Origin of the sequence: Streptomyces sp. NPDC058470 (genome assembly GCF_042721055.1) — a bacterium.
Lineage (GTDB): Bacteria > Actinomycetota > Actinomycetes > Streptomycetales > Streptomycetaceae > Streptomyces.
In genome coordinates this window covers 1-21951 of record NZ_JBHXMF010000056.1, presented here as the reverse complement: position 1 = coordinate 21951, position 21951 = coordinate 1, and the positions used below count along the sequence as shown (strand labels likewise).

Here is a 21951-nt window from a genome sequence, read left to right as displayed (position 1 = left end):
CGGGAGGCCGAAGGCAGTCACGCCGGTCACACCACGACCAACACGCACTCCCCCGCGAGGTCGTCCATGGAGAGCCCGAGCGCCCGCGCGAGCGCCGCCACGGTGAAGAAGGCAGGGGTGGGCGCCCGCCCGGTCTCGATCTTGCGCAGGGTCTCGGCGGAGATCCCGGCATGTGCGGCGACCTGAGCCATGCTCCGGTCACCGCGGGCTTCACGCAGCAGCCGGCCGAGCCGCTCGCCGCGCTCACGCTCTTCGGGGGTCAGGGGGTTACGGACCATGCCCGCATTCTAATACCGGTATAGTAATTGGCATGGTGGAACTGAAGACGGACACATCGATCGACGAGATGTACGAGGCGGGCCAGGTCGTGGGCCGAGCCCTCACCGCGGTGCGGGAGGCCGCGGACGTGGGCGTCTCACTCCTGGAACTGGACGAGATCGCACACCAGATCCTGCGCGACGCGGGGGCGGGCTCCCCCTTCCTCGACTACCGCCCCTCGTTCGCGACGACCCCGTTCCCCGCGGTCATCTGCGCGTCCGTGAACAACGCGATCGTGCACGGCATCCCGACCGGCTACCGGTTGCGCGACGGCGACCTGGTCTCCATCGACTTCGGCGCCGAACTGGGCGGCTGGGTGGGCGACTCGGCGATCAGCTTCACCGTCGGAACGCCGCGCGCCGCCGACGTACGCCTCATCGAGACCGCCGAGCGCGCCCTGGCCGCGGGCATCGCGGCCGCCGTGGTCGGCAACCGCATCGGGGACATCGCGCACGCCATCGGCACGGTGTGCCGCACCGCGGGGTACGGCATCCCGCAGGGCTTCGGCGGCCACGGCATCGGCCGCCGTATGCACGAGGACCCGTCCGTCCCGAACGAGGGCCGCCCCGGCCGCGGTTTCCCGCTCCGCCACGGCATGGCCCTCGCCATCGAGCCCATGCTCATCGGCGGCGGCACCGACGGCTACCACGAGGCCCCCGACGGCTGGACCCTCCGCACGAACGACGGCTCCCGCGCGGCCCACGCGGAACACACCGTGGCGATCACGGACGCGGGCCCGCGCATCCTGACGGCGCGCTGACGCCCGTACCGGCGCACGTCCGGTGAGATGGGCGTGCCCCAGGGGCGGCCGCACCCGGTGAGGCGGACGGCGAGGCCGTCCGCCTCGTCACCGCTACGACGCCGGCCGCACCACCATCGCCGACCCGCCGCCCCGCCGAACCGTCTCCGCCGCCGCGAGCCACTGCCCGTTGGGCAACCGCTGAACGCCCGTCGCAGCGCCGATCTCGGGGTTCTGCCGGAAGGCCTGTCCGACGGACTCCAGCTGAGCCTTCAACGGACTGTTCCACAGGCCCGGTTCGAGTTCGGTGGTGGTCTGGTTGCGCTGGCTCGCGCGCGGTGCCGCGATGGCGTCCACCAGCGGAAGACCTCTGTCCACGAACTCCGTCAGGGTCTGCAGCACGGTCGTGATGATCGTCGCGCCACCGGGCGAACCGAGCGCCACGACCGGCTTGTTGTGCTGGTCGAGGACGATCGTCGGCGAGATCGACGAGCGCGGCCGCTTGCCGGGACCCGGCAGGTTCGGGTCGGGCACGTCCGGGCTCGCCGGGGTGAAGGAGAAGTCCGTCAGCTCGTTGTTGAGGATGAACCCGCGGCCCGGGACCGTGATGCCGCTGCCGCCGGTCTGCTCGATGGTCAGGGTGTACGCGACGACGTTGCCCCACTTGTCGGCCACCGTCAGGTGCGTGGTGTTCTCGCCCTCGTACGTCGTCGGGGCCGCCGTTCCGGCCGTCGAGCAGGCCGCCGGATTACGCGGGTCACCCGGCGCGAGCGGGCTCGTCAGTGTCGCGTCGTCCTTGATCAGGCACTCGCGCGAGTCGGCGTACTTCTGCGACAGCAGTTCCTTCGTCGGTACGTCCTCGAAGGCGGGGTCGCCCACCCAGCGCCCCCGGTCCGCGAACGCGATCCGGCTCGCCTCGATGTAGCGGTGCAGGTACTCCGCCTCGCTCGCCTTCGAAAGGTCGGTCTTCTCAAGGATGTTGAGCGCCTCGCCGACCGTGGTGCCGCCCGAGGAGGACGGGGCGATCGAGTAGACGTTCAGACCGCGGTACGAGGTCTTCGTGGGCGCCTGCTGCTTCGCCTCGTACGCCGCGAGGTCCTTGAGCGACAGCTCGCCGGGGCGGGCGTTGTAGCCCGAACTCGGGTCCACCGGCGGATTGTTCACCGTGTCGACGATCTCCTGGCCGAGGTCGCCGTGGTAGATCTCGTCGACACCCTTCCTGCCCAACTCCTGGTACGTACGGGCCAGATCGGGGTTCTTGAAGGTCGAGCCGACCACCGGGAGCGAGCCGTCGGGAAGGAACAGCTCGGCGGTGTCCGGGAAGTTCTTGAACCGGGCCTGGTTGGACTCGGTCTGCGAGCGGAAGGTGGCGTCGACCGTGAAGCCGTCGCGCGCGAGGCGCTCGGCGGGTTTGAGCACGCTGCTCAGCCGCTCGCTGCCCCAGCTGTCCAGCGCCGTCTGCCAGGTCGCGGGCGTGCCCGGCGTGCCCACGCCCAGCCCGCTGGTGACGGCGTCGGCGAAGGGGATCGGCTGCCCGTTCTCCAGGAACAGTCCGGAGTCGGCCGTCAGCGGCGCGGTCTCCCGGCCGTCGATGGTGTGCACCTTGCCGGACTTGGCGTCGTAGTAGACGAAGTAGCCACCCCCGCCGACGCCCGACGAGTAGGGCTCGGTAACACCTAGGGCCGCCGCGGTGGCGACCGCCGCGTCCACCGCGTTGCCGCCTTTCTTCAGGACCTCGATCCCGGCGGCGGAGGCGTCCGCGTCGACACTGGCCACCGCACCGCCGTAGCCGACGGCGACCGGCACCTTCTCCGCGACGGCCCCGCCGCCGGTGGCGGACGGTGGCGCCGCCGCACCGATCGACACCACCGCGGCCGAAACCGCCAAAACCGCCAGACTCCGTGCAACAGGGCGACGCATCCGTACCTCCAGTAGACAACCGTCCGCGCAGCGTAACTTCAGCACAGAGCTCACGTCAGGACCCCCTCGAACACCGTTGCGCATTCCCGCTAGCATGCGCGCCCATGACTGACGACGTGCGCAACATCGTCCTGGGCGTGCTCGCCGCCGGCATCAGCGCCGCGCTCGGCTGGCTCGCACGGACCTATCTGTGGAAGCGGAAGCTCCGCCGCAAGCAGGCCTTCTTCGGGCTGCCGGCCAACTCCGAGTCGCTGCTGGTGGTCAACCGCGACGCCGGCAGCGCCGACCTCGCGGTGCACCGCTACGACGTGTTCGCGCTTCTGGAACTCGCCGCGCTCATCAAGGACTGCGGCGCGCACGCCGAGGTGATCACCCAGGACGCGGCCCGGCAGGGCTTCGGAGAGCGGACGGAGTTCTGCGTCGGCGGCCCGGGGTCGAACCGGCGCATGGCGGCCCATATGCAGGCCATGCTGCCCGGGGTCCGCGTGAACACCGACCCGGAACCGGTCCCGGACCGGCTGGCGTTCCAGGTCGGCAGTGAGCGCTACCGCATGGAGCAGGGCGTGACCGAGTACGTGCTGCTTGCACGGCTCACGGCCGGGCAACCCGGCCCGGCCCGGCCGGTGTTCCTGTTCTGCGGCCAGCGCGCGATCACCAACCAGGCGGCCTCCCGCTACCTGGCCCGCAACCACGAACGACTGGCCCGCAAGCACGGCAACGACTCCTTCGTCCTCCTCCTGAAGGTCGTCAACTCCCAGGCGTACGGCCCCGACGTCGTCGAGCTGGTCGCGGATGTGACGCGCGCGGCACGGGCCCCGCTGCCGGAGGCGACCGCGGCTCGGAACTCCCACCGCGCCTCGTAGGTTTCATCACCTTTCAACAATCGTTACTGCCGCGTAACTTACCGACGGGTTACTTGCGGTAATTCGCCGAGGTTACTGTCGGGTCACTTTGCACGTGCACGAGTAGGGAGTGACCCCGTGGGACACCCGCGCAAGGCTCTGCGCATGACCGCCACCAGCGTCGTCTCGGCGACCCTGATCGCCGGCACCACCCTCGGCCCGGCCACCGCCGCCCAGGCCTCCCCCAGCACGACGGGTGTCCGTTTCGTAGACATCGCCGGAGACGGCGGCACCGTCCTCAAGGCCAACGTCGTCACCCCCTCGGGCGCCGCCGGTACACACGGCTACCCGCTCATCGTGCTGCCCACGAGCTGGGGCCTGCCCCAGGTCGAGTACCTCGCCCAGGCCCAGAAACTGGCGGACTCCGGCTATGTGGTGGTCAGTTACAACGTCCGCGGCTTCTGGCAGTCCGGCGGGGAGATAGAAGTGGCGGGCCCACCGGACATGGCCGACGTGTCCAAGGTGATCGACTGGTCGCTCGCGAACACCCCGGCCGACGCCGGGAAGATCGGCATGGCGGGCATGTCGTACGGCGCGGGCATCAGCCTGCTCGCTGCCGCGTACGACCCGCGGATCAAGGCGGTTGCCGCGCTCAGCGGCTGGGCGGACCTGATCGAATCGATCTACTCGGGCCGCACCCAGCACGTCCAGGCGGCCGCCCTGCTGGACGGCGTCGGCACGCTCACGGGCCGTCCCAGCGCCGAACTCCAGCAGGTTTTCAAGGACTTCTTCGCCTCCGACCTCTCCAGGGAGCCGGAGATCATCTCCTGGGGAAAGAAACGTTCCCCAGGCGCCTACGTCGACCAGATCAACGCCAACGGGGCCGCCATCATGATGGCCAACACCTGGGGCGACACGATCTTTCCGCCCAATGAATACGCCAAGTTCTACGAGCAGTTGACCGGCCCCAAGCGCCTGGAGTTCCGCCCCGGCGACCACGCCACCGCCGAGGTGACCGGTCTCCTCGGACTCCCCAACGACGTGTGGACGGACACCGGCCGCTGGTTCGACCACTACCTCAAGGGCGAGGACAACGGCATCGACCGCGAGCAGCCGGTCCAGCTCAAGTCCCGCTCCACAGGTGACTACGAGGGCTACCCGAACTGGAAGTCGGTCGGCGCGACGACGGAGAGGATCGCCCTCGCGGGCACGACAACGATCAGCACGAACGTCGACTCGGGCGCGAACGGCGGAGTCATCTTCCTCTCCAGCATCCTCGACCAGCTCGCCCAGCTGCCCCCCGCGGCGTCGACCCCGCTGCTCCCGCGCCGCTGGGCGGCGATCTGGCAGTCGGAGCGGTACGGGAGCGCCCAGCAAGTGCGCGGCACTGTCACGTTGCACACCACGGTCACCGGCACCAAGGAGAGCGGAACCCTCGTCGCGTACCTCTACGACGTAGGCCCGCTCGGCCTCGGCAAGCTGGTCAGCAACGCACCGTACACCTTCCACGGGCAGACGCCCGGCAAGCCGTTCGGCGTCGACCTGGAGCTGTTCTCCACGGCCTACGACGTCCCGGCAGGGCATCGGCTCGCCCTGGTCGTCGACACGGTCGACCCGCTCTACATCGAGCACAACCCGTCCGGCGCGCAGCTGACCTTCTCCTCGCCGGGGCACGACCCGTCGTATGTGTCCGTGCCCCTGCGCAAGCAGTGATCTCCGGCTGCTGCCGGGCGGGTTGAGGGCCCGTGAGCTGCTGCTCCCCTACAATCTCGGGGCTGTGGGGGGACCCCCACCCGGCAGCAGCGTCCCTGGTTCGGCCGGTGCCACATCCACGGCCTCGGTCTTGGGACTGCGCTGCTCCCGCCGGGACACCCATTGGGCGAACCAGCTGAGCAGCATGCACATCCCGATGTAGATCGGCGAGATCACCATCACCACGGGGATGAACGGCAAATCGTAGTCGAGGTTCGACGCGATGAGCTTGCCGGCGTGGAGAAACTCCTCGTAGGTGATCAGATAGCCCAGCGAAGTGTCCTTCAGGGCCACCACCAACTGGCTGATGATGGTGGGCAGCATGGACCGTACGGCCTGCGGCACGAGGACGTACGACATCACCTGGGTCTTGCGCATGCCGAGCGCGAACGCCGCCTCCCGCTGGCCGCGTTCGACGGAGTTGACGCCCGCGCGGAAGACCTCGGCGAGCACCGAGCCGTTGTAGAGGGTCAGACCGGTGACCAGCGCGGGCAGCGGCTGCACCTTGAGCGCCACGAAGATGAAGAAGATCATCACCAGTACGGGCATGGCGCGGAAGAACTCGACGAGCAGGGTGGAGACCCCGCGCACCGGCCCGTGGTCCGACAGCCGGCCCGTCGCGAGCACGGTGCCCAGAGCGAGGGACAGTACGGCGGCGAGCGCGAAGGCCTTGAGCGTGTTCCCCAGACCACGCAGCAGCAGCTCCTGAATTCCCTTGTACTCGAAGGGCATCCACTTCGTGTACGTGAACTGGTCGGTGTCGAACAGGAGATACAGGAGCCAGCCGACGAGCCCGAGGATCACGGCGGTGGACAAGGCCCCGTACATCCGGTGCCGCCCGCGGGTCTTGGGCCCGGGGATGTCGTAGAGGGCGGTGGATTCGGTGGCGGTGGCGGTCATCGGGCGACTCCCCAGCGCTTTTCGAGGACATTGAAGACCGCGCTGATGGCGAGGGTGATGATCAGGTATCCGAGGGCGATCCAGACGAAGGTCCAGACGATGTCGTAGCCGAGTTCGCTGAGGGTCTTGTAGGTGCCGAGCAGTTCGGTGACGCTGAAGGCCCCCGCGATCGCCGAGTTCTTGGCGAGCGCGATGAGCGTGGAGCCGACCGGCGGGATCACCGAGCGGAAGGCCTGCGGCAGGACGACCAGGGACAGGTTCTGACCAAACGTCATACCGAGGCTGCGGGCCGCCTCACCCTGCCCCTTGGGCACCGTGTTGATGCCCGACCGCAGCGCCTCGCAGATGAAGGCCGAGGTGTAGCAGCCGAGCGCCAGGATCGCGAACACCTCGAAGGGCAGCACAAGTCCGAAGCGCGGCAGGCCGAGCAGCACCGCGAAGAACAGCAGGGTGAGCGGGGTGTTGCGCAGGACCGTGACCCAGGCCGTGCCGAGGGCCCGCAGCGAGCCGACCGGAGCCACCCTGAAGGAGGCCATCAGGAAGCCGAGGGCCAGGGCCAACAGCGAGGCGTAGAAAGTGAGTTCGACGGTGCCGAGAAAACCGTCGCCGAAGGTGGAGAAGTTGTCTGTCAGTACGTTCACGACGCCCTCAACTCCCCTGGTAGCGGTCGATCTTGGGTGGGGTGGGCGCGGGCACTCCGGACAGGCCGAGCGTCGCCTCGTACGCCTTCTTCCAGTCGCCGTTCTTCTCGCGGGCCTCCAATGCGTCGTCGAGCGCGAACCGCAGCGCGCTGTCGCCGCGCGGTACGCCGATGCCGTACGGCTCCTCGGAGAACGGCTTGCCGACGACCTTGAGTTCGTCGGGGACCTTCGCCGCGTAGCCGATCAGGATGGCGTCGTCGGTGGTGACGGCGTCGACCTGGTAGGTGAGCAGGTTGTCGACGCAGACGGAGTACGTGTCGTACGAGACGAGCTTCGCCTTCGGGTAGTCCGCCTTGATGCGCTGGTACGGGGTCGAACCGGCCGCCGAGCAGACGGTCCTGCCCGCGAGGTCCTGCGGGCCGTGGATGTCGTTCTCGTCGCTGCGCACCAGCAGGGACTGTCCCGCCATGTAGTACGGGCCGGCGAAGCCGACGAGCTTCTTGCGCAGGTCGTTGATGGTGTACGTGCCGACGTAGTAGTCGATCTGACCGTTCTGCAGGGCGGTTTCGCGGTTCGCCGAGGCGATCGTCCTGAAGTGGACCGTCTGCGGGGCGAGGCCGAGGGAGGCCGACATCATCTTGGCGATCTCGATGTCGAAGCCGGAGTAGGCGCCGCTCGCCGGGTCCTTCTCGCCCAGGTAGGGCTGGTCCTCCTTGGCACCGACGGTGAAGTAGCCGCGCTTCTCGGCACGCTTCCAGGTGGCCGAGGAGGGGAGCTGGAAGCCTTGTGTCACCTGGTAGTTGGGCAGTTTCCCGGCGGCGGGACCCTTGGTGGGCGGGCTGCCCTCCTTGCCGCAGGCCACGGCCGTGGCGATCAGTGCCGTGAGCGCCGCGAGGGTGCGGCACACACGTGAGGTACGGATCATGCGGTGCGCTCCCCCGCTCAGTGCTTGAGGATCTTGGAGAGGAAGTCCTTGGCGCGCTCGCTGCGCGGGTTGGTGAAGAACTCCTCCGGGGTACGGTCCTCGACGATGCGGCCGTCGGACATGAAGACGACGCGGTTGGCGGCGGAGCGCGCGAAGCCCATCTCGTGGGTGACGACGACCATCGTCATACCGTCGCGCGCCAGTTGCTGCATGACCTCGAGCACTTCGTTGATCATCTCGGGGTCGAGCGCCGAGGTCGGCTCGTCGAAGAGGAGAGCCTTCGGATCCATGGCGAGGGCGCGGGCGATAGCCACGCGCTGCTGCTGTCCGCCGGAGAGCTGTGCCGGGTACTTCGGGGCCTGCGAGGCGAGGCCCACGCGGTCCAGGAGTTCGTGGGAGCGCTTGTCGGCCTCTTCCCGCTTGCGGCCGCGGACCTTGGTCTGGGCGAGCGAGACGTTCTGAAGGACCGTCTTGTGGGCGAAGAGGTTGAAGGACTGGAAGACCATGCCCACCTCGGCGCGGAGCTGGGCGAGCGCCTTGCCCTCATCGGGGAGCGGCTGACCATCGAGCTTGATCGTCCCCGACGCGATGGTCTCCAACCGGTTGATCGCCCTGCACAGTGTCGATTTGCCCGACCCCGACGGGCCGATGACGACGACCACCTCCCCCTTGCCGACGGTGAGATTGATGTCCTGAAGGACATGCAACTCCCCGAAGTACTTGTTCACGTCATGCAGCTCGATCAACGGATCGACAGCCATGCCCGGCCCTACCCACTCTCAGCTGTGTCGCAGTTGCCGCAAACTATCGGGACAAGAACGGACTTACTGCGCGACACGCACTTTTCAGGCATTAGCCGTATTGTGCGGTTAGGGCCTGTCTGACAATTCCCGTCGTCGCCCGCAGGCGGGAATTGCCAGACAGGCCCTAACCCTCCGACACCTCCGCGTACAGCTGCGAGAGTTCGGGCTCACCGCTCGACGCCCAGGTCTGACCGGAGGCGACCACGTCGATCTCCCGGCCGGACGGCAGAAGCACCACGGGATGGCCGTTGGGCCAGACCTGCCAGACGGCTCCGGGGACGGTGCGCACGATCACCGTGCCGACGTACAGACCCGCGTCGTTGCCGAGCCACGGCAGGCCCTCCTCGTCGTCCCGCCAGCGTGGCAGCAGTTGGTCGAGCGCTTCCAACGAGGCCACGGAGTCGTCGAGTTCGACCCCCGCCAACTCCGCCTGGGAGCGCAGCAGATCACACTCGGCGAGGAGTTCGGCGACACCCTCGGCGTCGACGGCACCGTCGGAGAGCACCGCGACACCGAAGGCGGGGCCGCGCTTCTTGCGCCAGTTGCCGAGGAAAGGGATGTTCATCGGCCCAGCGTGTCATTCACGCCGGGCCGCGCACCACCGGCGCGCGGAACACCAGTTCCCCGCACATCGACCGCGGACCACGCCCCCACTCCCGCACACCGGCCGCGCGTCGCGCCCTCACCCCCTTCCGGGCCGGCCGTCCACGCGCCTTGCCAACGGTATTCATCCTTCGTAGAGTTCAACAACACATGAGTTCAACATCCGTTGACTTCAGAGTTCCGCCATCCCGTGCCCAGGAGAGGCAGGGCCCGTGCAGAAGATCCCCTCCCAGGTGAACGAAGGCTGGCCGGTCGCTCTCCCGCCGAACGGGCATGCAGATCTCCTTGCCGCGTCGGCAAGGGAGTTGATCGAGCGCCACAACGCAGGGCGTTCGGTGGCCGCGGACGAGCCGATGAGCCACATGCGCTCCTATCCGCTCCGCCGGTCACGCTGGACAGGTTCAGCACCCGTCCCCGCCGTGTACACCATCCAGTTCTGCCGGCGCCCGGAGCGTGCCGTGGGCCAGGAGAAGTGCGGCCGCTCGGTCGTCCACGTCGACAGCCTCGGCGACGTGGACCCATACAGCAACTGCGTGTCCGGGCAGGGCTACCGGGCCGGGAACATGCCCATGCGGTCGTTCGCGCGGATCGGGGAGCACGGCTTCGACGAGTTCCGCGACATCCGCTGCAACGGCCACTCCGCCCGCGGCCCGTGCCCGGTGGCCCGCGAGGACGTCTGGTGTCCGTTCCGCTGCCCTCCGCCGGCCCGGAACACCCCACCGGCGATCCCAAGGGCTGCGGTGCGACCGATTACCTGCAGCTCCGGCCGGTACTGGGGCCGCCGCAAGCAGCGCGACGTACGGCTGGCACCTTCGCCGAGCTCTGTCACCTCGCAACCACCGCACTCTCCGCCCACCGTCCAAGGAGAATCCCGTGGCCGTCGCCCCTGAGCAGTCCGTCATAGTGGTCGGGGCCGGGCCCACCGGTCTCGCCCTGGCCTGTGAGCTGGCCACTGCCGGTGTGTCCTGCACCGTCCTCGAACGCCGCCTCACACCGTCCGCCCAGTCCCGCGCCATGGGCCTGTACAGCAGGACGATGGAAGTCCTCGATCTGCGCGGCCACGCCGACGCGTTGGCGGCCCTCGGCCGCCCGGTCGGCCGCATGGTGCCGGCGCGTGGAGCGATGGTCGACTTCGCCGAACTGGACAGCCGGTTCCCCTATCTCAACGTCATCCCGCAGAGCCGGACCGAAGAGGTGCTGCAGCAGCACGCGCTCGGCCTCGGGGTCACCGTCGAGCGCGAGGCCGAGGTGTTCGGCCTGGAGCAGGACGGCTCAGGTGTCACACTCCAAGTGCGCTCGGCGGCCGGGGAGTGGGAGGAGAGCGCCGACTTCGTCGTCGGCTGCGACGGCGCCCACAGCGTTGTACGCGAACTCTCCGGCATCGCCTTCCGCGGCCGCACGTACGACATCGCACCGATCCTCGCCGATGTCCGGCTGCGCAAGCCGCCGCCGGACGATCTGCTGCTGCTCTCCGGCCGTGGCGGCGTCATGGTCTCGGTGCCGTACGGCGGCGGCCTGTACCGCATCGCGGTGGCGCGCCGGGACCGGCCGTGGACACGCGATCCCGTGACCCTGGAGGAACTCGGCGATCTGCTCACACGGGCGCTCGGCTTCGACCCCGAACCGTACGCCCCCGAGTGGCTCGCCCGGTTCAAGATCCACCAGCGGATCGCCGACCAGTACCGGACCGGGCGGGTCCTGCTGGCCGGGGACGCCGCACATCTGCATTCGCCACTGGGCGGACAGGGCCTCAACCTGGGCATTCAGGATGCCGTCAATCTGGGGTGGAAGCTCGCCGCCGAGGTCCAGGGCTGGGCGCCTGCCGACCTGCTCGACTCGTACGAGACTGAGCGTAGGCCTCAGGCCGAGCGGATCCTGCAGACCACCGACCGGGCCACCCGACTGGCCACCACCACTTCGGCGGCCCTGACCGCGCTGCGCCGCACCGCGCTCGCGAAGGCCCTCTCGCACCGCCGGATCCAGAGGTTCGTCGGGGAGTCGATCTCAGGTCTGCGAGCCGACTACGCGCGCCGCGGTGTGCGGGGCGGGCTTCGGATGCGCGCGGGACAGCGGGTGCCCGACCTGACGGTCCCCCGGGCCGGGGCCGCCCCGGTACGGCTGTACGAGCTGATGCGGGACGGCCGGTTCCTGCTGCTCGACCTCAGCGACGACGGCCGAGCCGCCGCTCTCACCGAGGCCTGGGGCTCCCGGGTGAGCCCGGTCCGGGTCGGCGGTCCGCTTCCCGAACTCACCGGCGTCAGAACGCTGTTGGTGCGGCCGGACGGCTACGCGGCGTGGGTGGAGGGCGAGGAGGAGCCGGGCGGACGCGACGAACGGGTACGGGACGCGCTGCACCGGTGGTGCGGCGTGGAAGGGCCGGCGCCGCAGCCGGACCCCGTGGCCGCCGGTCACGCCGACCCCGTGACAGCGCCGGTGTCCGAGCCCGAGTCCGCCCGCGCCGAACGGACGTGAGGAGCCGCACATGGGGGCCGTCCGCCGAGCCGGACCTCGTACTCGTACTCGTACTCGTACTCGTCTACATCTGATCAGCGAAGGGCCACAGCCGTGGAACAGAGCGCATCACTTCGTTCCCAACGTACGCGCGAGGCGATCCTGTGCGCCGCACGCATACACTTCGGCTCACACGGGTACCAGCGAGCCACAATTCGCGCCATAGCGGCCACCGCGGCGATAGATCCCTCCATGGTCATGCGCTACTTCGGGAGCAAGGAGCAGCTCTTCGACGCCGCCCTCGATCTCGACCTGGGGCTGCCCGACCTCACCGGAACGCCTCCCGAGCTGCTCCCGCATGCCCTCATCACCCGGTTCCTCGCGCCGTGGGAGAACGACACGGACGAGGGTTCGCTGCGGCTGCTGCTGCGCTCCGCGGCGACCAACGAGCGGGCCGCGGAGCGCCTGCGCCGCATCCTCCACGAGCAGCTCACCAGCAGCCTGACCGGTGTACTCGGTGCCGAACGCGCGGCCTCCAGCAGCGGACTGGTCGCCGCTCAGCTCCTGGGCGTGGCGTTCGCCCGCTATCTGCTGCGCCTGCAGCCGATAGCCGACCTGTCGGTGCAGGCCCTGGCCGACCTGGTCGCACCTTCGATGCGTACGGCACTCGCGGATCCCTGATCACCCCCGACGCACAGCGTGCCCGTTGCCGCCACCCCGACGGCAACGGGCACGCTGCCCTGCCTCAGCTGCGCCAGCTCAGCGGCGACCGGTAGGGACTGCGGTGCCCCGGGCGCTCCCACAACGGCATGACGGAGACCTCGTCCCGTGCGGCGTCCGCGGTCTGTGCGGCGGCGCGGGCGAGCAGCACGGCGGTCAGGGCCGCGAGTTCCGCGTCGGGGATGTCACCTCCCCTGATCACACGGACGAGAGTCGGTGCTTCGGTTGCTGCGGTCATGACGCTCCTTCAGTTACCGTTTCAGTGCGGTGGGTTGCCGTGTTTGCGTGCTGCCAGGTCCGCGTGTTTCGTCCGTAGCATGCGCAGGGATTCGATGAGCACCCGGCGTGTGTCGACCGGGTCGATGACGTCGTCAAGCAGGCCGCGCTCGGCTGCGTAGTAGGGGTGCATCAGCTCGGCCTTGTACTCCTTGACCATCTGCCGACGCATCGCTTCGGGATCGTCCGCCGCCCGGATCCCACGCCGGAAGATCACGTCGGCGGCGCCTTCCGCGCCCATCACCGCGATCTCGTTGGTGGGCCAGGCGTACGAAAGGTCCGCTCCCACGGAGCGGGAGTCCATGACGATGTACGCGCCGCCATACGCCTTGCGCAGCACCAGGGAGATCCGGGGGACGGTCGCGTTGCAGTATGCGTACAGGAGCTTCGCGCCGTGCCGGATGATGCCGTTGTGCTCCTGGTCGACGCCGGGGAGGAAGCCGGGCACGTCGACCAGGGTGACCAGCGGGATGTTGAACGCGTCGCACAGCTGGACGAAGCGGGCCGCCTTGTCGCTGGCGTCGATGTCGAGCACCCCCGCCAGTGCCTGCGGCTGGTTGGCGACGATCCCCACCACCTGTCCGCCGAGCCGGGCGAGCGCGACGATCACATTGGTCGCCCACCCCTCGTGGACCTCGAGGAACTCGCCCTCGTCCACGATCTCGTCGATCACGCGCCGCATGTCGTACGGACGGCTGCCGTCGGCGGGCACCAGGTCGAGCAGCGCCTCGCACCGCCGGTCCGCCGGGTCCTCGGAGGGCGCCGCGGGCGCGGTGCCCCGGTTGTTCTGCGGCAGCAGTGAGAGCAGATAGCGGACCTCGTCCAGACAGGTGGGTTCGTCGTCGTACGCGAAGTGCGCGACCCCCGACCTCTCGGCGTGCACGTCCGCGCCTCCCAGACCGTTGTGCGTCACCTGCTCCCCGGTGACCGTCCGGACGACGTCGGGGCCGGTGATGAACATCTGCGAGGTCTCGCGCACCATGAACACGAAGTCGGTCAGAGCCGGAGAGTATGCCGCCCCGCCGGCACAGGGTCCGAGCATCACGCTGATCTGAGGAATCACTCCGGACGCCTGGGCGTTGCGGGTGAAGATTCCTCCGTACCCGGCCAGGGCGGTGACACCCTCCTGGATCCGCGCACCTGCTCCGTCATTGAGCGAGACCAGTGGGGCCCCGGCGGCGATCGCCCGGTCCATGATCCGGTGGATCTTCTCCGCGTGCGCCTCTCCGAGGGCGCCGCCGAAGATACGGAAGTCATGGGCGTAGACGAACACGGTCGCCCCGTGCACCGTGCCCCATCCGGTGACCACCCCGTCGGTGTAGGGCCTCTTGTCCTCCAGCCCGAATCCCGTCGCGCGATGCCGCCGCAAGGGCTCCACCTCGTGGAACGACCCCTCGTCCAGGAGCAGGGCGATGCGTTCCCGGGCCGTCAGCTTTCCCTTCGCACGCTGCGCGGCGGTCGCCTTCTCGTCCTGGCCCCGCTCGACCAGCTCCCGGATCGCCCGCAACCGCGCCACGCGGCCCCTGACGTCCGACGCGGGCTCGACGTCCGGAGCAGGCCGGGCGGGCGGCGGCGCGGTCGGGTCGCCGGAGGTCACGGCGCCAGCGGCGAGCGGTGGTCGCCGGCCGTGAGGAGGTGCGGTACCACCGAACTCCCGTCGGTTGCCGAGGAGTTCTCCCGGGCACCCATCGACCAGTTCAGCAGCGCCGTGCCGAGGCTCATCCCGCCGCCGAACGCGGCGAGGACGACCAGGTCCCCCGGCGCTGCCAACCCCGCGCGGTCCATCTCGGCCAGGGTGATCGGCACGGAGGCGGCTCCCGTGTTGGCGTACCGCTCCAGCGTGAGGTGGAGGGCGGCACGGTGCAGACCGAGCTCCGGCCAGAGTTCGGCGAGCATGATGCCGTTCGCCTGGTGCGGGACGAAGTGCTGTACGGCGTCCGCCGGGACCGCTGCGCGGCGCAGCAGTGCTTCGATCTCTACGGGGAGTGTGCGCTGGACGAAGTCGCGCACACCGCGGCCGTCCATCCGGAAGTAGTGCCCGCCCTCCATCACGGTCTCCGGCGAGGACGGCCGACGGCTGCCGCCGGCGACGACGCGGATAAGCTGGTGGGCATCGCCTCGCGAGACCAGCGAGACCTGTCGCAGGCCCAGGCCCGGTGCGACCGGTCCGAGGACCGCCGCCCCCGCGCCGTCCCCGAAGAGCGCGGCCGTCCGGCGGTCGCTGTAGTCGAGGATGCGGGAGTAGATGTCGGCGCCGATGACCAGACCGTGACGCGGCTCGCCGCCGGTGGCACCGCTCAGCAGCTTCTCCACCGCCTTGAGGGCATAGACGAAGCCGCTGCACACCGCGTTGACGTCGAAGGCCGCGGCCCTGCGGGCGCCGATGCGGTGCTGCACGAGGGCGGCCGTGGCCGGCTGCGGATGGTCGGGAGTAGAGGTGGCAACCACCACGTACGCGAGTTGATCCGCCGTCAGACCCGCGCTGTCCAGAGCTCGTTGGGCAGCCTCAACGGCCAGGTCCGAGGTGGCCTCGTGCGGCGCGGCTCGCCGCCGTTCGCGGATCCCGGTCTTGCGGACGATCCACTCGTCGGTCACGCCGGCGCCGTGTCCGATCTCCGCGTTGCTGATGATGGCCTCGGGCAGATAGGAGCCCACTCCGACAATGCCGATGGACCGCACGATTCCTCCTCGGGCAGCGGCGAGCCATGACTTAACTCACCATGCGTTGAAATCATCGCAGACGAGCTTGACGAATTCAACACCGAAAGAGTTCACTAGATGGTGAAATAATCGAACGCGCCTGACCAACGCCCCCATACTCAACGGGAGTTGCAGACCATGACGTTCACCAGCGTAGGGACAGCGGCCGAGGCCCGGGCCGAGGCGACCCAGGCTCTGATCTCCGCAGGCCGCACCCTCTTCACTCGGCGCGGCTACCGGCAGACCGACTTCGCGGACCTGGCCAGGACCGCAGGTCTGGAGCCGGAGTTCGCCCGCGAGCTCCTCCCGGACAAGGCCGCGGTTTTCGGCGCCCTGATCGAACGGACGGTCAAGGTGGCGGGGCTACTCGGCCCCGCGGTGGCCGAGGGCGTCGACGAAGACCTGCCGACCCGCCTCGCCCGCGCCTATCTCACACTGTGGGAGCCCGGCGAGGAGGAGTCCCCCCTGATCGAGGTGTACCGCGTCGCACTCTCCGACAAGGAGGCCTCCGCAGTGCTGCGCGAGTGCATCTCCGACTCCCTCAACACGTCGGTCGGCAGCGAACTGGCCACTCAGGACGCGGAACTGCGCACCGCGCTCTTCGGCGCCCAACTGGCCGACACCGCCATCGTCCGCCACCTGGTCGGAGCCGCGCCCCTCACCTCCGCGGACATCGAGACGGTGATCGAAACGGTCACGCCGAGCCTGCGGCACACGCTGCTCGGACCCGACAGCTCCCGGCGATCACACCCACGCACGGTACGGTGACGGGCGGCTGACGGGGAGTCGGCAGCGGCACCAGCTCCCCGGAACGCCCACGGAATCCTGAGCGCCACCCATGGATGGAATCCCGGGGTCCCGCCTGTTACGATGTTTTCACCCAGCAGTGAATTACCCGCTCACAGATCCCCCGAAGCGCAGTGATCCCATGACATCCAGGCACGCAGACAGCTCCCCCACCCCCGCTCGCAAGCCCAGTTCGCCCCAGCGGGCGCCCTCCCCGGCAGCAAGGAAGCCACGTCCGCTTCGCGCACGCAGCGGACGCCGGCCCGGGGACAGCGGCACCCGTGATCAGATCCTCGAGTCGGCACTGCACCTCTTCGCTGACCGCGGCTACTCCAGGACCACGATCCGCGCGATCGCTGAGGACGCGCAGGTGGACCCGGCGTTGGTGCACCACTTCTTCGACAACAAGGAAGGGGTCTTCGACGCCGCCGTCAACTCGTCCCTGAGCGTCTCCCTCGCCTTCGACGAAGAGCCTGCACTCGACAGCGAGAGCGGCCCGGCAGAGGCCACCTGGATCGCCCAGACCTATTTCTCGTTCTGGGAGAACGAGGAAACCCGCTACGCCATGACCGCCATCTACCGGGCGGGCCTCGCCGACAGCGCCACCTCGGACGTACTGCGGGCCCGAGTCGAGGCGAGCGCCAAGAACTGGGCCGGACACTCCGGCTACAAGGACCGCCCGGACGCCGAGACCCGCGCGGCCCTGGCCTCGGGCCATCTCGCGGGACTGGCCCTCATGCGCTACGTACTCCGGATCCACCCGCTGGCCACGATGGAGTTCGAGGAGTTCCTCAACTGGGTGGTGCCCGCGCTGGAACTGCGCCTGTCCACCTCGCTGGAGCCCCGCAGGTCCGGCAAGCGGAAGGCGGACTGACCTTCCGCCCGAGCGCGACAGGCCGACAGGCCGACAAGGGTGTACCCGGGAGCCTCCGAGCCGGAACCCCCCCGGTACACCCCACGTACGAGTCAGCGGCGCACGGCACGCACCTCGTACGCGCGACCGTCAGTCGCCGGTCCTCCAGATGCCCTTCAACGCCATGACGGAGATACCCGGGCCGGCCGTGAGCATGAGGCCGTGGGCACCGTCGAAGGGCGGCTTGGCGAAGGTCCGCTCCAGAACCTCCAGGACCGAAGCGGAACCGAGGTTGCCCAGTTCACGGAGCGAATCGCGGGCCAGACCGACCATCTCCGGGGCGCACCCCAGACCTTCGACGAGCGTGTCGAGAACCCTGGGGCTCCCGGTGTGGGACACGACGAACTGCGGCACGGCATCCGTACCGGCGGGCACGGTGTTCTCCAGCCACTCGAGGAGTGCGGGCATGACGCCCCGGATCGCTCCCAGCAGCTTGGGTGAGTTGTGAGCGTGGAGCCCGTCGTTGCCGATGGTGGTTCCGACGATGTGGCGGCTGCCGGGGTGGACGGTTTCCCAGGAGTCGACGAGTTCCATACGAGGGCCGTCGGCATGGGCCCTGACCAGACAGGCGCCGGCCGCGTCGCCGATGAGTGCCTTGAAGATCATGCCGTCCATGCCGACGTCGCCGCCGTGCAGATAATGGCTGTACACATCGGCACACACCACGAGAACCGTGTCATGCGGGCGGGCGGTCACCAGGTCCATGGCTCTCGCGATGCCGAACACCGCTCCGGCGCACCCGAGTTGGGTGACCGGCAGACGTCGCACCGAGGAACGAAGGCCGAGCCGTTCCAGTAAGGGGATGTCGAGCCCCGGCATGGTGTGACCGCTGGCGCTGATGACCACCAGAGCATCGACATCGCCCGGCGACAGGCCGGCCTCGAAGAGCGCTCCGCGTGCGGCGTTCTCCGCCAGGTCGAGGGAGTCCTGCAGATGTTCACGCCCCCGCTCCTCCAGACTGCCGCTCTCGCGGAACTGCTCGGTCAGCGGCCGGGAGTACCAGCGGTTGCGCACGGTGGTGGCCCTGATCACGCGCTGGACCTCGGGGAGCCTGGGATGCTCCCCGTACAACTCCGTGATGTGCTCAAGCAGTTCGTCGGTGGTCACCTGATAGCGGGGCAGGGCGACGACAGGTGCGGTGACGACAGGCATGGGACCTCCAAGAGCTCTCGGACAGTGGCGAACTGATACACGAGCCCGTGCTTGAGGTGGAGCGGCACCCGGCGGCCGTCGATGACGGGCTCCGGGTGACGACGGTCCGGCCCGTTCAGCCGCTGTGGCCATGGAAGTCTGCGCACGCGAAACACCCCCCGGTGCTTGACCGTGTGCTCCCCCGTTGGGAGCGCTGTACAGCGCTGATGAAGGACATCGAACTCGATGGCGCATGACAATGAAGAGCACGAGGCTCGGCTCTCCGTCTTCGGAGCGCTTCGGCCGGTAGGGGTGCCCGGGCAACAGCCCTGGGCTCGTCCGTCGGCACTCCCCTTGGCCCGCTCGGGGCCCGGCAGATCGAGACAACTCGACGGTACTCCACAGAACTTGGCACCAGCAAGAGGGTATTTCAACAAGCGTGGAATCTACCGGCGGGCGCCATCCACACACCTCACGGTCACACCCGGATTCATCGCCGGGCCGCCGTCAAAAAAACTCAACACCTATTGAACTCACTGCCCGTTGAGTTCTAGGCTCGACCCAGGAACCGCCCACTTCTTCGCCAAGGAAGGGCAGACCGTCATGCATGCACCGGTGCGCCACCGCGCGGGCACGGACTCCTGGGTGGAGTACGCGGCCTGCCATGATGCCGACCCCGAGACCTTCTTCCCGCCTGCCGGGGGCACGGACGACACCGAACGGGAGGCGGCCGCCAAACAGTTGTGCGCTCGCTGCCCGGTGGCCGAGCCATGCCTACGCGAGGCACTGTCACACGAGGAGACCACGGGGATCTGGGGCGGGCTCACCGTACGGGAGCGCCGCGAGCTGTTCCGGGTCGCCGGCACGTTCGACGCGATCAGCGCCGCTCTGACCGCTTTCCTGGAGGACGGAGGCAGGCGGATCAGTCCGCACGCACGGGAACGCCCGGCGTACGCGTGGCTCCTGCGCCGTCACGGCTGGGGCGCCACACGGATCGCCGGCGCACTGGGACTGACCCTCAGCCAGGTCCAACAGGCCTTGCGGACGGCCGAGTTCGCATCCGTCCACGTCCGGGGCCGCACGCCCGAGGTCCGTACGCCCGAGGCCCGTATGCCGAGGGCCTGCACACCCAGGGCCGGGGCGGTCGCCACCGACCGTGGTCGGACATCATGACAGCCCTCGCCCTCGCGCAACCCCGCCGACTCGTGCGCACGGTGACCACCGACGACGGCGCCGGGATCGCCGTCTACACGCACGGCGATCCCGACGCCGCGGCCACCGTGCTGCTGTGCCACGGCTGGACCAGATCCGCCCAGGACTGGCGGCCGCACATCGACGCGCTGACCCGCCCCCGCCAGGGCTTCCCGGTTCTGCGGGCCGTCAGTTACGACCAGCGCGGCCATGGCGGGTCCACCCGGGGCACCGCCGTACTCGACATGGAACTCCTCGGCCGCGACCTCGCTCTCGTCCTCGCCGAGGCGGCCTCGGACGGCAACCCCGTCATCGTGATCGGCCACTCGATGGGAGGCATGGCCATCCAGCAGCTCGCCGTCCGCCAACCGGCCCTTCCCGGAGTCAAGTTGGCCGGCGTGGGCCTGATCTCGACCTGCCTGGACAAGGTGGGTTCGCTGATGGCCGGCACCCCGGCGGCACGCCGCCGCGTCCAAGCCCAGCAGCGGGTCGCCGAAGGCCTGCTGCGCTCGCCCCGCTCGGCCAGGGCCGTGCACCGACTGCTCACCGGACCGCTCTCGCACCCGACCACCGCCCCGCTGTGGCGCGCGGTGTTCGGGGCGGGACCCCACACCGAGACGGCCCGCGCGGGCGCCCGCGCCTTCCGGGACATACCGGCGACGACGGTCGCCGAGTTCTACTCGGCACTCACCACCCACGACTGCGCCGGCCACCTCGGCGCACTGGCCCTGGTACCCACCCGGATCCTGGTCGGCTCCCTGGACTGCTTCACCTCGCCCGCACAGGCCAGAAGGCTGGCGGACGACATACCGGGCGCGGTGCTGCAGACGGTGCCCGGACAGGGCCACGACCTGCCGTACGAGCGGCCCGTCCTCGTCGTGGAGACCGTACACGCGCTGCTGCGCGAGATGCCCCGGGGCCTGCCCGGAACCCTCGCCCCGTCGGTCCCGGCACTCTGGTGATCGCAAACGGGCACGCCGGGCCGACCGGTGAACCACGCCTGCGCACCGATGTTCTGACGGCCCGTCGGATCGTGGTGAAGGTCGGCTCATCGTCTCTCACGACGACCGCCGGCGGCCTCGACCCGGACCGGGTGGACGCCCTGGTCGACGTGCTCGCGCGGACGCGGTCGGCGGACACAGAGGTCGTCCTCGTCTCCTCGGGCGCGATCGCCGCGGGCCTGGCACCCCTGGGGCTCGCTCGGCGGCCACGCGACCTGGCCAGGCAGCAGGCAGCCGCCTGCGTGGGGCAGGGTCTCCTGGTCGCCCGCTACACGGCCTCGTTCGCCCGCCACGGAGTACGGGTCGGCCAGGTGCTACTGACCGCGGACGACATCAGCCGCCGGGCCCACTACCGCAACGCCTACCGTGCACTCGGGCAGGTGCTCGCCATGGGCGCGGTGCCCGTGGTCAACGAGAACGACACGGTGGCCACCGAGGAGATCAAGTTCGGCGACAACGACCGGCTCGCCGCCCTCGTCGCACATCTGGTCCGTGCCGATCTGCTGATCCTCCTCTCGGACGTCGACGGCCTCTACGACGGGGACCCCGGCCGACCGGGGTCACAGCGGCTGCGGGAAGTACGCGGCCGCCAGGACCTGGTGGGCGTGGAGATCGGCAGCGCGGGCAGCTCGGGCGTCGGCACCGGAGGCATGGTCACGAAGGTGGAGGCCGCACGGATCGCCACCGACGCGGGCATCCCCGTGGTCCTCACAGCCGCGCGGCACGCCGCCGACGCACTGGCCGGACGCGAGACCGGCACCTTCTTCCACCGCACCGGCAACCGAGCCTCCGACCATCTGCTCTGGCTGGAGCACGCCAGCAGCCCACGCGGCGTGATCGGCCTCGACGCAGACGCCGTCCGGCTGCTCTCGCGAGGCGAAGGACCGCTCCTCGCGGCCGGGGTGACTCGGGCCGAGGGTGACTTCATCGTCGGCGACGCGGTGGAACTGCTCGACGAGGCGGGGCGGGTGATCGCACGCGGCCTGGCCTGTCTCGATGTCCAGGAGTTGTCCCGGCTCCTGGGGAACTCGGAGCGCGAGGTGGTGCACCGGGACGACCTCGTGCTGCTGCCGAACGCCACGAAGGCCGGGCTTCCGCCCCGCCGCCTGCCGCTGCGACGGCGCGTCAGCATCCGGATCCGGCCCGCGCACGAAGTTCCGCACGAGGTCCCGCACGCGGTCCCGCTGCCGGCTTCGGCAGGGTCCTTCGCACGAGGCGCCCACGACGAGCCTCCGCTCTGACCGGAGGCCTCCGCCCCGGCAGGTCCGCCGGATCTGCCGGGTGCGGTACTGCGGCAAAGGGCGGGCACCGATGGCGAGTTGAGGAAACACCATCAACT

General features: G+C 69.5%; 22 protein-coding genes. 11 read left to right on the top strand and 11 right to left on the bottom strand.

What is annotated here, in order from left to right; translation table 11 throughout:
- Positions 1-26: 26 nt before the first annotated feature.
- Positions 27-278 carry a helix-turn-helix domain-containing protein gene (locus tag ACFWP7_RS32925; protein WP_384389015.1) on the bottom strand — a complete coding sequence of 84 codons (252 nt, stop codon included), beginning with the start codon at positions 276-278 and terminating at the stop codon, positions 27-29.
- Positions 279-310: 32 nt separating this feature from the next.
- Here ACFWP7_RS32925 and map point away from each other — a divergent pair, with 32 nt between their 5' ends.
- Positions 311-1078 carry a type I methionyl aminopeptidase gene (gene map, locus ACFWP7_RS32920; protein WP_384389012.1) on the top strand — a complete coding sequence of 256 codons (768 nt, stop codon included), beginning with the start codon at positions 311-313 and terminating at the stop codon, positions 1076-1078.
- A gap of 93 nt (positions 1079-1171) precedes the next feature.
- On the opposite strand, the gene ggt is transcribed toward map, so the two are convergent.
- Positions 1172-2977 carry a gamma-glutamyltransferase gene (gene ggt / locus ACFWP7_RS32915; RefSeq protein WP_384389009.1) on the bottom strand — a complete coding sequence of 602 codons (1806 nt, stop codon included), beginning with the start codon at positions 2975-2977 and terminating at the stop codon, positions 1172-1174.
- Between the two features lie 104 nt (positions 2978-3081).
- Here ggt and ACFWP7_RS32910 point away from each other — a divergent pair, with 104 nt between their 5' ends.
- Both ACFWP7_RS32910 and ACFWP7_RS32905 read left to right on the top strand, forming a co-directional pair.
- The gene (locus ACFWP7_RS32910) at positions 3082-3840 is read left to right on the top strand and encodes a hypothetical protein (protein WP_384389007.1); all 759 of its coding nucleotides are present in this window, start codon (positions 3082-3084) and stop codon (positions 3838-3840) included.
- Between the two features lie 117 nt (positions 3841-3957).
- Positions 3958-5532 carry an alpha/beta fold hydrolase gene (locus tag ACFWP7_RS32905; protein ID WP_384389004.1) on the top strand — a complete coding sequence of 525 codons (1575 nt, stop codon included), beginning with the start codon at positions 3958-3960 and terminating at the stop codon, positions 5530-5532.
- 48 nt (positions 5533-5580) lie between these two features.
- On the opposite strand, the gene ACFWP7_RS32900 is transcribed toward ACFWP7_RS32905, so the two are convergent.
- From ACFWP7_RS32900 to ACFWP7_RS32880, 5 genes are all read right to left on the bottom strand, one after another.
- Positions 5581-6471, bottom strand: coding sequence for an amino acid ABC transporter permease (locus ACFWP7_RS32900; RefSeq protein ID WP_384389002.1), 891 nt, complete (start codon positions 6469-6471; stop codon positions 5581-5583).
- Positions 6468-7112 (bottom strand): amino acid ABC transporter permease, encoded by a 645-nt coding sequence (locus ACFWP7_RS32895; protein WP_384388999.1) that lies wholly within the window; start codon positions 7110-7112, stop codon positions 6468-6470. The genes ACFWP7_RS32900 and ACFWP7_RS32895 overlap by 4 nt, the downstream gene beginning before the upstream one ends.
- Before the next feature lie 7 nt (positions 7113-7119).
- A complete protein-coding gene (locus ACFWP7_RS32890; RefSeq protein ID WP_384388997.1) occupies positions 7120-8037 on the bottom strand; it encodes a glutamate ABC transporter substrate-binding protein in 918 nt (305 codons plus the stop codon).
- A 17-nt stretch (positions 8038-8054) separates the two neighbouring features.
- Positions 8055-8798 carry an amino acid ABC transporter ATP-binding protein gene (locus ACFWP7_RS32885; RefSeq protein WP_384388994.1) on the bottom strand — a complete coding sequence of 248 codons (744 nt, stop codon included), beginning with the start codon at positions 8796-8798 and terminating at the stop codon, positions 8055-8057.
- 166 nt (positions 8799-8964) lie between these two features.
- Positions 8965-9405 carry a DUF6278 family protein gene (locus ACFWP7_RS32880; RefSeq protein ID WP_384388991.1) on the bottom strand — a complete coding sequence of 147 codons (441 nt, stop codon included), beginning with the start codon at positions 9403-9405 and terminating at the stop codon, positions 8965-8967.
- A gap of 250 nt (positions 9406-9655) precedes the next feature.
- On the opposite strand from ACFWP7_RS32880, the gene ACFWP7_RS32875 reads away from it, so the two are divergent.
- The 3 genes from ACFWP7_RS32875 to ACFWP7_RS32865 all read left to right on the top strand — a co-directional run bounded on the left by ACFWP7_RS32875 (position 9656) and on the right by ACFWP7_RS32865 (position 12575).
- Complete coding sequence (locus tag ACFWP7_RS32875; protein ID WP_384388990.1) at positions 9656-10333, top strand: hypothetical protein; 678 nt, start codon at positions 9656-9658, stop codon at positions 10331-10333.
- Positions 10317-11915, top strand: coding sequence for an FAD-dependent oxidoreductase (locus tag ACFWP7_RS32870; RefSeq protein ID WP_384388987.1), 1599 nt, complete (start codon positions 10317-10319; stop codon positions 11913-11915). The genes ACFWP7_RS32875 and ACFWP7_RS32870 overlap by 17 nt, the downstream gene beginning before the upstream one ends.
- Before the next feature lie 93 nt (positions 11916-12008).
- Positions 12009-12575, top strand: coding sequence for a TetR family transcriptional regulator (locus tag ACFWP7_RS32865; RefSeq protein ID WP_384388985.1), 567 nt, complete (start codon positions 12009-12011; stop codon positions 12573-12575).
- Between the two features lie 64 nt (positions 12576-12639).
- Here the strand turns inward: ACFWP7_RS32865 and ACFWP7_RS32860 are convergent, their stop codons facing one another.
- From ACFWP7_RS32860 to ACFWP7_RS32850, 3 genes are read right to left on the bottom strand one after another with little or no spacing between them, the layout of a single operon-like run.
- On the bottom strand, positions 12640-12852 hold the full coding sequence (locus ACFWP7_RS32860) for an acyl-CoA carboxylase epsilon subunit (protein WP_384388982.1): 213 nt from the start codon (positions 12850-12852) through the stop codon (positions 12640-12642).
- Between the two features lie 21 nt (positions 12853-12873).
- A complete protein-coding gene (locus tag ACFWP7_RS32855) occupies positions 12874-14487 on the bottom strand; it encodes an acyl-CoA carboxylase subunit beta (protein WP_384388979.1) in 1614 nt (537 codons plus the stop codon).
- Positions 14484-15569 (bottom strand): 3-oxoacyl-ACP synthase III family protein, encoded by a 1086-nt coding sequence (locus ACFWP7_RS32850; protein ID WP_384388977.1) that lies wholly within the window; start codon positions 15567-15569, stop codon positions 14484-14486. Before ACFWP7_RS32850 ends, ACFWP7_RS32855 begins: the two co-directional genes overlap by 4 nt.
- A 159-nt stretch (positions 15570-15728) precedes the next feature.
- Here ACFWP7_RS32850 and ACFWP7_RS32845 point away from each other — a divergent pair, with 159 nt between their 5' ends.
- Both ACFWP7_RS32845 and ACFWP7_RS32840 read left to right on the top strand, forming a co-directional pair.
- Positions 15729-16358 carry a hypothetical protein gene (locus ACFWP7_RS32845; protein ID WP_384388973.1) on the top strand — a complete coding sequence of 210 codons (630 nt, stop codon included), beginning with the start codon at positions 15729-15731 and terminating at the stop codon, positions 16356-16358.
- Between the two features lie 160 nt (positions 16359-16518).
- Positions 16519-17250 (top strand): TetR/AcrR family transcriptional regulator, encoded by a 732-nt coding sequence (locus ACFWP7_RS32840; RefSeq protein ID WP_384388970.1) that lies wholly within the window; start codon positions 16519-16521, stop codon positions 17248-17250.
- 129 nt (positions 17251-17379) lie between these two features.
- On the opposite strand, the gene ACFWP7_RS32835 is transcribed toward ACFWP7_RS32840, so the two are convergent.
- Positions 17380-18441 carry a type III polyketide synthase gene (locus tag ACFWP7_RS32835; protein ID WP_384388967.1) on the bottom strand — a complete coding sequence of 354 codons (1062 nt, stop codon included), beginning with the start codon at positions 18439-18441 and terminating at the stop codon, positions 17380-17382.
- Between the two features lie 582 nt (positions 18442-19023).
- On the opposite strand from ACFWP7_RS32835, the gene ACFWP7_RS32830 reads away from it, so the two are divergent.
- From ACFWP7_RS32830 to proB, 3 genes are read left to right on the top strand one after another with little or no spacing between them, the layout of a single operon-like run.
- A complete protein-coding gene (locus ACFWP7_RS32830) occupies positions 19024-19593 on the top strand; it encodes a WhiB family transcriptional regulator (RefSeq protein WP_384388964.1) in 570 nt (189 codons plus the stop codon).
- Positions 19590-20573, top strand: coding sequence for an alpha/beta fold hydrolase (locus ACFWP7_RS32825; RefSeq protein ID WP_384388961.1), 984 nt, complete (start codon positions 19590-19592; stop codon positions 20571-20573). Before ACFWP7_RS32830 ends, ACFWP7_RS32825 begins: the two co-directional genes overlap by 4 nt.
- Positions 20573-21853, top strand: a complete 1281-nt coding sequence (gene proB / locus ACFWP7_RS32820) for a glutamate 5-kinase (RefSeq protein ID WP_384389109.1) — start codon at positions 20573-20575, stop codon at positions 21851-21853. Before ACFWP7_RS32825 ends, proB begins: the two co-directional genes overlap by 1 nt.
- Positions 21854-21951 lie beyond the last annotated feature (98 nt).

Coding starts and splice junctions, on each gene's coding strand:
- ACFWP7_RS32925 (WP_384389015.1), bottom strand. CDS start 278: ATGGTCCGTAACCCCCTGACCCCCGAAGAGCGTGAGCGCGGCGAGCGG.
- map (WP_384389012.1), top strand. CDS start 311: ATGGTGGAACTGAAGACGGACACATCGATCGACGAGATGTACGAGGCG.
- ggt (WP_384389009.1), bottom strand. CDS start 2,977: ATGCGTCGCCCTGTTGCACGGAGTCTGGCGGTTTTGGCGGTTTCGGCC.
- ACFWP7_RS32910 (WP_384389007.1), top strand. CDS start 3,082: ATGACTGACGACGTGCGCAACATCGTCCTGGGCGTGCTCGCCGCCGGC.
- ACFWP7_RS32900 (WP_384389002.1), bottom strand. CDS start 6,471: ATGACCGCCACCGCCACCGAATCCACCGCCCTCTACGACATCCCCGGG.
- ACFWP7_RS32890 (WP_384388997.1), bottom strand. CDS start 8,037: ATGATCCGTACCTCACGTGTGTGCCGCACCCTCGCGGCGCTCACGGCA.
- ACFWP7_RS32885 (WP_384388994.1), bottom strand. CDS start 8,798: ATGGCTGTCGATCCGTTGATCGAGCTGCATGACGTGAACAAGTACTTC.
- ACFWP7_RS32880 (WP_384388991.1), bottom strand. CDS start 9,405: ATGAACATCCCTTTCCTCGGCAACTGGCGCAAGAAGCGCGGCCCCGCC.
- ACFWP7_RS32860 (WP_384388982.1), bottom strand. CDS start 12,852: ATGACCGCAGCAACCGAAGCACCGACTCTCGTCCGTGTGATCAGGGGA.
- ACFWP7_RS32845 (WP_384388973.1), top strand. CDS start 15,729: ATGACGTTCACCAGCGTAGGGACAGCGGCCGAGGCCCGGGCCGAGGCG.
- ACFWP7_RS32840 (WP_384388970.1), top strand. CDS start 16,519: ATGACATCCAGGCACGCAGACAGCTCCCCCACCCCCGCTCGCAAGCCC.
- ACFWP7_RS32835 (WP_384388967.1), bottom strand. CDS start 18,441: ATGCCTGTCGTCACCGCACCTGTCGTCGCCCTGCCCCGCTATCAGGTG.
- ACFWP7_RS32830 (WP_384388964.1), top strand. CDS start 19,024: ATGCATGCACCGGTGCGCCACCGCGCGGGCACGGACTCCTGGGTGGAG.
- ACFWP7_RS32825 (WP_384388961.1), top strand. CDS start 19,590: ATGACAGCCCTCGCCCTCGCGCAACCCCGCCGACTCGTGCGCACGGTG.